The 10,557-nt window shown below is 66.7% G+C and carries 9 protein-coding genes; 8 read left to right on the plus strand and 1 reads right to left on the minus strand.

Features of this window, described 5'->3' with window-relative positions:
• From ACIRA7_RS11595 to ACIRA7_RS11630, 8 genes are all read left to right on the plus strand, one after another.
• Nucleotides 1-402: hypothetical protein (locus ACIRA7_RS11595; RefSeq protein WP_396221002.1), on the plus strand; the 402-nt coding region annotated here is incomplete at its 5' end.
• A gap of 80 nt (nt 403-482) precedes the next feature.
• Nucleotides 483-1,031, plus strand: a complete 549-nt coding sequence (locus tag ACIRA7_RS11600; RefSeq protein ID WP_396221003.1) for a ComEA family DNA-binding protein — start codon at nt 483-485, stop codon at nt 1,029-1,031.
• 15 nt (nt 1,032-1,046) lie between these two features.
• On the plus strand, nt 1,047-2,891 hold the full coding sequence (locus ACIRA7_RS11605) for a GspE/PulE family protein (protein WP_396221004.1): 1,845 nt from the start codon (nt 1,047-1,049) through the stop codon (nt 2,889-2,891).
• An 88-nt stretch (nt 2,892-2,979) separates the two neighbouring features.
• Nucleotides 2,980-4,143, plus strand: a complete 1,164-nt coding sequence (locus ACIRA7_RS11610; RefSeq protein WP_396221005.1) for a type IV pilus twitching motility protein PilT — start codon at nt 2,980-2,982, stop codon at nt 4,141-4,143.
• Between the two features lie 48 nt (nt 4,144-4,191).
• Entirely contained in the window at nt 4,192-5,388 is a 1,197-nt protein-coding gene (locus tag ACIRA7_RS11615; RefSeq protein ID WP_396221006.1) for a type II secretion system F family protein, read from the plus strand.
• Nucleotides 5,389-5,507: 119 nt separating this feature from the next.
• Nucleotides 5,508-6,140, plus strand: coding sequence for a hypothetical protein (locus ACIRA7_RS11620; protein ID WP_396221007.1), 633 nt, complete (start codon nt 5,508-5,510; stop codon nt 6,138-6,140).
• Between the two features lie 69 nt (nt 6,141-6,209).
• Nucleotides 6,210-7,013, plus strand: coding sequence for an SEC-C domain-containing protein (locus tag ACIRA7_RS11625; RefSeq protein WP_396221008.1), 804 nt, complete (start codon nt 6,210-6,212; stop codon nt 7,011-7,013).
• A 119-nt stretch (nt 7,014-7,132) separates the two neighbouring features.
• A complete protein-coding gene (locus tag ACIRA7_RS11630; RefSeq protein ID WP_396221009.1) occupies nt 7,133-7,735 on the plus strand; it encodes a hypothetical protein in 603 nt (200 codons plus the stop codon).
• Between the two features lie 50 nt (nt 7,736-7,785).
• Here ACIRA7_RS11630 and ACIRA7_RS11635 read toward each other — a convergent pair.
• Nucleotides 7,786-10,557: protein kinase (locus ACIRA7_RS11635; protein ID WP_396221010.1), on the minus strand; the 2,772-nt coding region annotated here is incomplete at its 5' end.

Here is a 10,557-nt window from a genome sequence, read left to right on the forward strand (position 1 = left end):
CACCGTGAAGACAACCGCCCCGGCTCGCTCACCAACGGCGACACGCGGCGCATGGCGTTCGACGTGGCCCGGCGCTTCAAGGTGCCCAAGCGCTTCACCACGCGGAACGCCACGGTGCGCACGTCGCTGTCGTATCAGAGCGAGGAGTCCCAGACGATCGTACAGGGGTCGTCGTCGACCAACAGCTCGGGCGCCGTCGTCATCATCCCCCCGTCGGTGCTGACCGACAACGGACGCCGGGCTTTCAACGTCAACGCCGATACCGACCTGTCGGAACTGCTCACCTTCAGTCTGACCGGGTCGCGGGTCGTGAACTTCGACCGCAACTTCAACCGGCAGACGTCGAACCTGATCTTCAGTGCGGTCCTGCAGCTTCGTTTCTTTGCGGGTGATCTCAAGTAGGACCGGACTCCGCGTTCAATAGATGACGCGGGCGTTACGCGGGTTACTAGGTTGGCGCGCTCTGTCACTACCGTGGCGTCATGCCAACGCCCGCCGAACGACAGGCACTCCTGTTTCTCGCGGCCGTCGCCCTCATCGGCGGCGGCGCCCGTGCCGTGGGCACGCGCGCCCTCGGGCGCGAGCTCACCCGGGCTGAGCAGGGAGACCCCCCCAGCGCGGACCTCGCCGCCCGTGCCCTCGACGCGCAACTCGCCGCCGTCGACTCCGCCCGGAGCCGCGGGAAGGCGAAGCCCTCCGCCGCCCGGGCCGGTTCAAGCCGCCCGCGGCAGCGGCCGAACCTCGCTGCTGAACGCGTCGCGGCTCCGGTCCTGCCGGTCGATGTGAACCTCGCGTCGGCCGCAGAACTGGAGCGTCTCCCCCGGGTTGGACCGGCGCTCGCCGCCCGTCTGGTCGCGTGGCGCGATGCGCACGGTCCGTTTGAGTCGGTGGAGAGCCTCCGTCACGTGCGTGGCATCGGGCCGGCCACGGCACGGTTGCTCGCCCCTCTGGTGACGTTTTCCGGACGGTACAGTCCATCTCAAAGTGAGGCTCCGCCCTCATCCAATCGTCGCACCGCACCCGCGTCCTAGCCGAAACTCGTATCCATGTCCGCCACCGCCGCACCACTCACCGGTCGAGCCACTGAACGGCTCGGCGATCTCCTCGTCCGCGAGGGGCTGATTTCCCGCGAGCAGCTGGAATCGGCGCTCCAGGAACAGGCGGCCACTCCGGGCCAGCGAATCGGGCTGACCGTCGTCAAGATGGGCATGGTGGGCGAGACGGACGTCGTGCGCATGCTCGCCCGGCAGTTCCGCATGCCGGCAGTGGACTTGTCCCGCTTCGAGGTGGATACCCGCCTCCTCAAGCTGATCCCCGCCGAGCTGGCGTCCAAGCACACGGTACTGCCGCTCAAGCGCGACGGACGACAGCTCACGGTCGCGATCGCCGATCCCACCGCCATGTCGGTGATCGACGATCTCAAGTTCATCACGCGCTACGATATCGTGCCGGTGCTGGCCGGTGAATTCTCGATGCGCGCGGCGATCGAGAAGCACTACGAGGCGAATGAGCTGCACATGCAAACGCTGCTGCAGGACATCGCCGCAGCGGAGGAGGATGAGGTCGAGGTCCTGGAGGCCCAGGAAGAAGCCCAGGATGCGAGCGTGCTGGCGGCGCAGGTTGATGAAGCGCCCGTCGTCAAGCTGATCAACGCCATCCTCGTCGATGCCGTCCACAAGGGCGCCTCCGACATTCACTTCGAGTGCTTCGAGCAGGAACTGCGGGTACGCTACCGCATCGATGGTGCGCTGGCTGAGGTCATGAAGCCGCCCATCAAGATGCGCGCCGCCCTCATCTCACGATTCAAGATCATGGCGTCGCTCAACATCGCCGAACGCCGCGTTCCGCAGGACGGCCGCATCAAGCTGAAAGTCGGCAAGAAGGTGATCGACTTCCGCGTGAGCGTGCTCCCCACGCTCTTCGGTGAAAAGGTCGTGCTCCGAATCCTCGACAAGGGGAACCTGACGCTCGACCTCGAGAAATTCGGCATCGAGCCGCGCGCCGAGCGCGAGCTCATGGAGGCCATTTCGAATCCGTACGGCATGGTGCTCGTGACCGGCCCCACGGGTTCCGGCAAGACGACCACCCTCTACTCGGCGTTGTCGAAGATCAACACCGGCGACACGAACATCATGACCGCCGAGGATCCCGTCGAGTACAATCTCTTCGGCATCAATCAGGTGCAGGTGCGTACGGAAATCGGGATGACCTTCGCCGCGGCGCTCAAGGCCTTCCTGCGTCAGGATCCGAACGTGATCATGGTCGGCGAAATTCGCGACCTGGAAACGGGCGGCATCGCCATCAAGGCCGCCCTCACCGGCCACATGGTCATGAGCACGCTGCACACGAACTCGGCGCCCGAGACGATTACCCGCCTGCTGGATATGGGACTCGAGCCCTTCAACGTGGCGTCGGCGCTGAACCTCATCCTGGCACAGCGACTGGTGCGCCGCATCTGCAGCAAGTGCAAGGTAAAGTATGAGCCCGATACGGCGGAGTTGCTCGGCGCCAAGGTAAAGGCGGACACGACCTTGCGTGAACTCCGGTTCACCGACGAGGCGCTGAACAACGCGCGGTCGCGCGCGACGCCCGAGGCCGTGCCCTTCCTCACCAATCTGTCGCTCGACACCACGATCGGCGAACTCCCCTTCTTCAAGGGGCACGGTTGCGACGCCTGCGGCGGCACCGGGCTCAAGGGACGACAGGGCCTGTATGAAGTGATGTTCCTGACCCAGACGCTGAAGAAGCTCGTCATGCAGAACGCCGATGTGCAAGTGCTGCGTCACGCGGCGATCGACGAGGGTATGCTGTCGCTCCGCATGGATGGATGGCTCAAGGTCCTCAAGGGGGTGACCACGCTCGATCAGGTCATCCGCGAAACGTCCAGTTGAGCACGCCCGTGGGTGGGTTTCCTCTCCGCCCTGACGCTCGTCCTATCGCGGGGAGCCGTACGGCGCCCCGTTCACGACTACCAGTACCATGACTGCTCCTGCACATCTAACCGTCTCTCTGCGTACCCTGCTCGACGAGATGATCACGCGTGGGGCGTCCGACTTGCACCTCTCGGCCGGGGACCGGCCGAAGTTGCGGGTCGATGGTGACATCCTGTCGTCCAGCCACGATCATGTCCTCACGCCGAAGGACACCCTGCAGCTGGCGTACTCGGTGCTCACGGAGGGCCAGAAGAAGCGATTCGAGATGGAGGACGAGCTCGATTTCTCCTTCGGTATCGCGAATCTTTCACGGTTCCGTGGCAATGTGTTCAAGCAGCGCGGCTGCGTGAGCATGGTGATCCGGCAAATTCCGTTCGAGATCAAGACGTTCGCCGAGCTGCAGCTGGCGCCCGTGATCGCCACCTTCGCGGAACGGCCGCGCGGGCTCGTGCTCGTGACCGGCCCGACCGGCTCCGGCAAGACGACCACACTGGCGGCGTTGATCGACAAGATCAACACCGAACGACGTGGACACATCATCACCGTCGAAGATCCGATCGAGTTCATTCATCGGCATCGCAATTGCATCATCAATCAGCGCGAAGTCGGTGCCGACACCAAGAGCTTCGCGTCGGCCCTCAAGTACGCGTTGCGTGAAGATCCCGATGTCATCCTGATCGGCGAAATGCGTGATCTGGAAACCATTCAGGCCGCGCTCACCATCGCTGAAACGGGGCACCTGGTGTTCGCCACCCTGCACACGAATAGCGCCGCAGAAGCGATCAATCGCATCATCGACGTCTTTCCGGCACACCAGCAGGGTCAGGTCCGGGCCCAGCTCGCCTTCACGCTCGAGGGCATCCTCACGCAGGTGCTGCTGCCCAAGCTCGTGGGGCGCGGCCGCGTGATGGCCTCGGAGATTCTGGTCATGACGCCGGCCATGCGTGCGCTGATCCGCGACGACAAGATCCATCAGATGTACTCGCTCATGCAGTCGGGCAAGAAGTTCGGCATGCAGACGATGAACGACGCCCTCTACCAGCTGTATGTGTCGCGGCAGGTGAGCGCTGACGAGTGCGTGCGCGCGTCGGGGGACCCGAACGAGTTCCTACGCATGATCGGTAAAGGGGCGAACGACCTTGCGCCGACGCCCACGGCGACCCCACGCGCTGGCGATCGCGTGGCCGCTGGTGGCCTCGGCCGTCGATGACCCTACGTGCTGTCGCAGCGGTTTTCCGCACTTTGACTTCCTGACACCATGCCTACCTTTACGTATACGGCGCGCGGCGCCAACGGTGAGCTCAAGTCCGCGACGATCGACGCGCCCAGTCGGGACGACGCCGTCTCCCAGCTTCGCCGGCAGCGCCTCACGATCATCAAGGTCGATGAAGCGCGATCGACGCCGAAGAAGACCAGCGGCTCGATCGCGATGCGCGACATCGTGATTTTCACGCGACAGTTCTCCACGATGATCAATGCCGGTCTGCCGCTCGTGCAGGCCCTCGACATTCTGGCCCGCCAGAGCGAAAACAAGGTGCTGGCCTCTGTCGTGCGTGAAGTCGTGTTCGACGTGGAGTCGGGCAACACGGTGGCCGATGCCATGCGAAAGCACCCCAAAGCCTTCAGCGACCTGTACACCAACATGGTCGCCGCCGGCGAGGCGGGCGGTATCCTGGATACCATCCTGAATCGCCTCGCGATCTTCATGGAAAAGAACGACGCCCTGGTACGCAAGGTGAAGGGCGCGATGATCTATCCGGTGGTCATTCTCTGCGTGGCCGGCATCTGCGTGATCGTGCTGCTCTGGAAGGTCATCCCGGTGTTCAGCAGCATGTTCGACAGCGTGGGCATGGAGTTGCCCCTGCCCACGAAGGTCGTGATCGCGCTGTCGGCGTTTCTAACGTCCTTCTGGTGGGCGCTTCTGCTCGGCGGAGGTGCCGCCACCTTCTTCACCAAGCGCTTCTACGCGACGCCCGTCGGCCAGTTCATGATCGACAAGGCGCTGCTCACGGTGCCGGTGCTTGGCGACGTGCTCCGCAAGTCGGCGGTGTCACGCTTCACCCGGACGTTGGGGACGCTGATCTCGTCGGGCGTCAGTATCCTCGACGGCCTCGAGATCACCGCGCGCACCTCCGGCAATCGCGTGGTGCACGACGCCATCATGGGGAGCCGCGCCAGCATCGCAGGCGGTGATACCATCGCCGGACCGCTGCAGAAGTCGGAAGTGTTCCCGCCCATGGTGATCAGCATGATCGCCGTCGGTGAGCAAACCGGCGGACTCGACGAAATGCTCAGCAAGATCGCCGACTTCTACGATGACGAAGTCGACGCCTCGGTGGGCGCACTGCTCTCCCTGCTCGAACCGGTCATGATCGTGTTCCTCGGCGTCGTGGTCGGCGGCATGATCGTCGCCATGTACCTGCCGATCTTCGACATGGTGAATGCGGTGAAGTAGGCGGGTAGGAGATTCAAAGAGCGCGGCCGGTGCATCGCACCGGCCGCGCTCTTTCTTTCCCGCCACTCTCGACCAGCTAGGTCGGCGCACGAGTGGGGTTCGGCCGCTAGTTTCCGAGGGTGCCTACTCGAGGATTCTCCATGCGAGCCCGCGTGCTCGGCGCGGTCCTTTCAACCGCGGCCGTTTCGGTGGCCCTTGCCGTCGCCATGCCTACCCTGCTCTCCGCCCAGCGCCGACCGGGCGTGGGGATGGGCTTCTACACCACTACAGGGCTGATCACCGGCGAGGTCGAAGGCGGCTCGGTCACCTCCAGTACGGCGCTGGCCTCGTCGCCCTCGTTCGAGGCGTCGTTCCTGCTCACCGCGCCGCTCAAGAAAATGCCCAAGCGTGCGTGGATCGCCGGGGTCCGGGCCCGGGCGCTCGCGCTGGGGGACAACGACTACTGCTCGGTACGTCCCGAGCCCGGCGGCTGTCAGATTCGCCGCTTCGACGAGCGGGCGGCGTTCCTCGCGGGCGGCGCATTCGATATCCGCTCGACCGTGCTGCGCGCGCTCGTTGGCCCGGCGCTCTTCCGGGTGGAACAGGAGGGAACGCGATTCGGTACCCAGGTTCGTCTCGACTTCGCGTCGCCGCGACTCAGCGGCCCGACCCCCACGCTCTTCTACACCGGCACGTTTCTGGGAAGCCAGCGCGGCGAGTCGGTCGTGATCAGCACGATCGGGGCGGGCTTTCGGTGGGTCCGTAAGCGGTAGGGTCGCCGGAACGCGGAGGCCACACATCGGCGTGAATACCCGATGCCAGCCCCACACTACATTCCCCGCATGGATCGAAACGCACCCTGCCCATGCGGCTCCGGCAAGAAGTTCAAGAAGTGTCACGGCGCCGCCGTGCCCCCCGAAGCCGCAGCGCTGCCGGCCGAGGCGCGCGCCGAGTGGCTGCGCGGCGACGTCGTGTTGCAGCGTCAGAAGCGCGTGGGGCAGGAGCTGCTCGACTGGGCCGAGAAGAAGCTGACGGCCGAATGGATCGATGCGTCGCTCGATGCCTGGGGCATGAAGGAGGATGAGGATGTCGACGAAGGCGCGGCCGACCTCTTCACCACCTGGTCGCTCTTCAACTACGAGCCCACAGCACTGGGCAAGCCGGTGGCCGCCGCGTGGCTCGACGACGCCGCCGGCAAGCGTGCCGACGCCGACACCCGCCTGCTGGTGAGCGCCGCGCTGCGCACACCGCTTGGGCTGTGGGAAGTCGAAACGGTCGAAGCCGGAGTCGGTGCGACCATCACCGATCGACTCAGCGCCACCACCTGCTTCGTGCACGAGCCCGACCTCACGCACGACCTCGGCCCAAGCGAGTTTCTGCTGGCCTATGTCATCGAAGCCGACGGCGTGCGCGTGTTTTCGGGGTTGCACGCCGACACGCTGGTGATCGTCGACGCGAAGGACCTGCTGGCCGATGTGTGCGCGGATGCGGGCGTCGCCGCCGCGCCGCTGCCCGCCGAGTTGCTGCGGGACCCATTGTGGCAGGTGCGGTTATCTCGGCGCTTTTCCGAAACAGCGGCGGCGGGATATCCCGATGATCTCGACGAGTCCGACCAGGAAGGCGACGCGCCCTCGTTCAGGCCGTAGCCCGCACGTCGCGCCGAACGGCGGCCGATAGATCACTGGGCCGCAATATTCCCGTCACGAAACAGCAGGGGCCACCGTATCACTGGTACGAATCGCCCACGCTGCGTTAGCCTGTTGCCATGTCGTCCGCCGTAAGCGATTCCCCGATGATTCACTCCGTGAAGCGCCTCAGTGCGCCCGGGGTTTGTCCGGTGTTCGTGACCGGGGACGGCGTGCAGTTTCTGGTGTCGGGTGGATTGGTTCGAGCGCGGGTGCTCGGGATCGACGCACGCGCACGCCTGGTGCTCCCGCAAGGGAGTCCGTATCGACTGCGCGTGGTCGACGCGCCGCCCCACAGCGGCTACGCGGCCGGCACCGACTGCACCATCCGCGCGGCCTGTCTCGAGCTGGATCCGACGGCTGAGGGTTACGAGCAGTCGCTGGCCACCGCAACGACGGTCATGGTTGGCGCCGATGGGTCGGCGCCAACACCGGCCGTCAACACGTTCCTTGTCGCGTTCCAGCGTGAAGGGGGCAAGTCTCCGCTCCAGGGCGCGCTGCTGGTGCAGGGGGCATCGCTGGAAGAGGCCTCCGCGGTCGCCATGCAGTCGTTGACCGCCGCGCTGGAAGCCGATGTCCGTGATCAAGGGGAACGCCCCGAAGCCACGGTGAAGCTGCTCAGCGCGTCGGAGGTCCCAACGTTTACCCCCGGCCGTGCCGTGGTGGCGTCGGTGAACTGGTAGGGGCCCGGCCTCCGTCGCGATCGGTGGGCGCCGCGGTGCCGGGCGGTGACCTATCCCGCGATCATGGTCAGTACCGCGCCCGGCGACATCGCCCGCCCCGCCGCCACCAGCGCCTCCCGCAGCTCCGTCCCGATCGTGGCGCGCGCGGTCTCCACATGGCCCTCCATCTCGGGCCCCATCGAATGTACGACGATCACGCCCGTGCGCTCGGACAAGGCATCGGCGGCCGCCGCGATCGTGACCGCACGGGCGGCGCGACCGTCGGCCGCTTCCGAGGCGGCCAGCCCCATCAGCGCGAGGCCTACGCCACGCGCGCTGCCGACTTCGTCGTACACGCGCAGCGCGCCACGGAACGCCGCGCGCGCCACCGGCAGACGTGACGCCGACAGGGCGGTCCACCCGATCTCGCTGTGCACGCGCGCCAGTTCCGTCCGGTTGCCCACCCGCGTGAACGACAGGACCGACTGACGATACAGTTCCAGCGCGCGACCCACGTCACCTCTCGCGGCCGTCATCTGTGCGAGAAAGCTGAGGGCGAGGCCGCCACCTTCGTCATCACCAATCCGCGTCTGGATGGTGCGGGCCTGCGTCAGTAGCGCGAAGCCCGCGTCGAGTGCGCCGCACACGAACAGCTGCAGCCCCTTCATCGACAGCGACCGCGACAGCAGGAATTCGTTCTGCGCCCGCTGGCTGAGGGCAATCGCCTCGTCCAGCGCCGCGCCCGAGTCCTCCATGCGCCCATTGCACATATGGCCGTAGCCGACGCCCATGTGCGCCTCGGCCAGCAACACATCATCCGCCAGCGCGCGTGCGTCGGCCAGCGCGTCTAACCACTCGTCGACTCCTCGCTCCGGCGCGCCGCTGTTGATCGACGCCATACCGACGGTCAGCCGCGCGAGGACGCGACCGGGGCTCGGCGCATGGTGCTTCGCCAACGGCAGCAGCCCCGCGATCACGTCGTGCGCGGAAACGTGCTGCCCCGTGATATGCCAGAACCAACGGAGTGACCCGCACAGCATGAGCCCCTGCTCGACAACATCCGCCGTGCCGACGTCATGTCGCGGGCGTGCGTCTCGCGCCTGACCGGTGCACCACCGGATCGCCGCCTGGAGGTTGGCGTGGTCGCCACGTGCGCGCCGGATGGCCTCGAGCTGTCCGGCGCCCATGATCCCGGCATTCACCGCGATGGCGAACGCGAGGAACAGCTCAGCGTGCGCGCGCGCTACCGACTCCGCCTCGCCACGCTCCCGAAGCGCTTCGGCCGCGTACGCCCGGATCGACGCCGGCAGCGTATACCGTTCACCCGCGCCCTCCACGCGCACCAATCCCTTCTCCACCAGCGAGCGCAGTCTCTCGAGGGCGTGCACAGGCTCGCCGCCGGCAGCGCACAGCGCCTCCATTGCCTCCAGCGTCCAGCCGTCGGAGAACACCGACAATCGGCGCAGCAGTTGCTGCTCGGTGGCGTCGAGCAGCGCGTAGCTCCACGCGATCGTCGCGCGCAGTGTGCGCTCAGGCGCGGCACCACGGTCGTCGTCCGACACAACGAGGTCGAGCGCGTCGGTCAGCGACGCGAGGAGTGCCACCGGGGCGAGCGTCCGACTGCGCGCGGCGGCGAGTTCCAACGCCAACGGCAGTCCATCGAGACGGATACATATCGCGGCTACAGCCGCGCCATCTGCGCTCGTGAGCGTAAACGTCGGCTCCACCGCCGCGGCGCGTTGCACGAACAGCGCGACCGCGGGTGACTGCAGCAGTTCGTCGACCAGCGTCGCGTGACGCGTCGGGAGCGCGAGCGCGGGTAACATCAGCTCACACGCCGCGCCAATCGCGAGCGGCGCACGGCTGGCGGTGATCACGCATACGCCGGCGCAGCGCGACACGAGATGGGCGAGCGCGCCGCCAGCATCATGCACCGGCTCGAGGTGGTCGAGCAGCAATAGCACGCGGCTTGTGCCGATCACCGTTGCGATCGCGTCTACGGCGGCCCGACCGTGTGCTTCGGCAATGCCCATCGCGGAGGCCACGTGGGGCATCACGTCGATCGCCCGCGTCACCGACGCCAGCGACACATAGGCGAAGCCGCCGGGATACTCGTCCTGCAGGCGCGTGAACAGCTCGACGGCAACGCGCGACTTCCCGGTGCCACCGGCGCCGGTAACGGTCAGCACACGCATCCCGGAACGCACGAGATCACTGGCCTGCGCCAACGCGTCGTCGCGGCCCAGCAGCGCGGTGGCCGGCGCCGGTGCGGGTCGGGCGATCCTCGGCGCGACCACCACATCGCTGGTTGGGGGATGACTTCCGCCGGCGCGCGCGAGCGCCCGCCGCCACTCCTCGACCGAGGGAAAGCGATCGGCCGGCGACTTCGCCAACGCGCGTTCGACCGCCTCGCATATTGGCCGCGACACCGCGGCGCGCACGGTGCCGAGTGGAGCGACCGGCTCGATCGCGTGCCGCACCGTCACGGCGATCGCCGTGGGGCCGGTGAACGGAGGTGTGCCGGCCAGCATCTCGTACACCACACACCCCAGCGCGTAGAGATCGCTGCGTGCGTCACCCACGACGCCGCTGGCCAGCTCCGGACTCATGTAGGTGGGCGTGCCCACCGCCATCGCGGCCGCAGTGCGCGTTGTGTCACGCGAGGCGTTCACGGCGTGCGCGATGCCGACGTCGGCCACGATCGCCTGGCCGTTCTCGATGAAAATGTTCTCCGGCGAGATATCGTGATGCATCACGCCGCGTCCATGCGCGTAGCTGAGTACGTTCGCCATCTCATCAGCGAAGCGGAGGGCATCGGCGATCGGCAGCGGCCCGTCGCGCGC

This window comes from Gemmatimonas sp. (assembly GCF_044376735.1).
Classification (GTDB): domain Bacteria; phylum Gemmatimonadota; class Gemmatimonadetes; order Gemmatimonadales; family Gemmatimonadaceae; genus Gemmatimonas.